At 69.5% G+C, this 1583-nt stretch carries 2 protein-coding genes and 1 pseudogene; all 3 read right to left on the bottom strand.

The features are described 5' to 3' along the window. Positions 1-322: pseudogene (locus tag ACWGI8_RS44115) on the bottom strand (PHP domain-containing protein); the annotation flags it as partial. Positions 323-345: 23 nt separating this feature from the next. Next, positions 346-714 carry a VOC family protein gene (locus ACWGI8_RS44110; protein ID WP_453669241.1) on the bottom strand — a complete coding sequence of 123 codons (369 nt, stop codon included), beginning with the start codon at positions 712-714 and terminating at the stop codon, positions 346-348. Between the two features lie 57 nt (positions 715-771). After that, positions 772-1461 carry a glycoside hydrolase family 75 protein gene (locus ACWGI8_RS44105; protein WP_453669239.1) on the bottom strand — a complete coding sequence of 230 codons (690 nt, stop codon included), beginning with the start codon at positions 1459-1461 and terminating at the stop codon, positions 772-774. Between the last annotated feature and the right edge of the window lie 122 nt (positions 1462-1583).

Here is a 1583-nt window from a genome sequence, read left to right as displayed (position 1 = left end):
GCAGTCGACAGCCGCCGCGCCGCGCCGCGCCCCGCCGCGGCCCGGCACCCCCCCGGCCGGGCGGCCCCCCCGACTCCTCCTCCAGCCGGCGCAGATACGCGGGCACCTCCCCGGCCAGAGCCTCCCGCACCACCTGCGCGGTCTTCGGCCCGAGACCCCGAACCGCCTCCAGGGATCCGGCCGCGGCGCGCTCACCGATCTCGCGCTCACCCAGTGCGGTGACAGCCGCCGACGCCGTACGGAAGGCCCGTACCCGGTACGTCGGAGCCCCGGAGCGCTCCAGCAGGAACGCGATCCGGTCGAGTGCCTCCTCCGGTTTCATGGCCGGGCGGTGCCGTGTTCCCGCTACTCCTTGAGCACGGACAGGATGTTCCCCGCCGGGTCCTTGAACCAGGCGATGTCCGGGCCCTCGCCGCGGTGGATCCCCTTCTCGTCCTGGCCGAAGCCCTCATAGCGCTCGAACTTCACCCCGCGTGCGACCAGTTCGTCGACGGTCCTGTCGATGTCGTCCACGGGGAAGTTGAGAATGGTGAAGGCTGCGGGCCTGTGATCGCCCTTCGGGTACGCCAGCACGTTCGTGTCCCCGGCGAGATGCAGCGTGAGCAGCCCGTTCTTCTCGGAGACCCGCAGCCCGAGCGTACCGCCGTAGAACTGCTTGGCCTTTTCGACGTCGTCGACCGAGAAGCCGCTGAATGCCCTGCTCTCTCCCAGCATGGCCGTTCCCTTCCTCCTGCTTGCGACCCGGCTCTTCCATGGTCCTCCCGCGCACGTTCACCGGCGACCGACGAACTTCCGCGCCAGCTCGTCGCCCAACCTGACCGCTGCCCGGTGGGACTCGATGGGGGAGACCTTCGAATCGCGGAACAGTATGTACGTGACACCGGAATTGACGCCGCCGGTCAGCGGGTCGGGATCGATGCCCAGTGCGTCGGCCGTGGCGTACGAGGCCTCGCCGATGAGGTCGCTCGGTCCGGTGTCCCCGACCACCGCGTACACCACCCTGTTGCGGTAGATGACGGCCGCGACGCCGCCACCGCGGATTCGGGACGAGCCCGGCTTCCAGCGCGAGCTCGGCGCAGGGAGGACCACGAACGGCAGCCTCGCGGAATTGAGTGCATCCCCCCCGGAGTCCTGGAAGGCGGTTTCGGGCTGGAAGTACGGGTCCGCATCGCTGTTGCAGCTGCTCGAAGGCCACCCGTCGCAGTCGATGTCCAGGTCCGCCTTCCAGAACACGGCCTCACTCGTCCCGCATATCGGAACGTTCGCCGCCTCGTCCGCGTCCTTCCGGAACAATCCGTTCGATATTCGAGTGCAGGAACTGACCTCGGCCAGTAGCTCTTCCGCGGTCACCGAACCCTCTGCGGCCGAACGGGCGGTGGCGCTGGTGGCGGCGGTGGCGGGCAGAGTGGTCGCGGCGATCAGTGCCGCACCGGTGACGACGGCCTTGTTGCGTGGGGACACGGCGTGTTTCCTCCGATTCGGGGGCGGCGGCCGCGGTCAGCGGCCGTCACGTATGTAGTGGCCGAGCCTGTCCAGGAAGATCCGCTGCCCCGGGACGAGCAGCTGCGCCGCCCGTTCCAGGG

It is taken from the genome of Streptomyces sp. NPDC054841, from assembly GCF_053611045.1.
The sequence above is the reverse complement of the archived record's forward strand: the minus strand, read 5'-3'. Positions and strand labels throughout refer to the sequence as shown.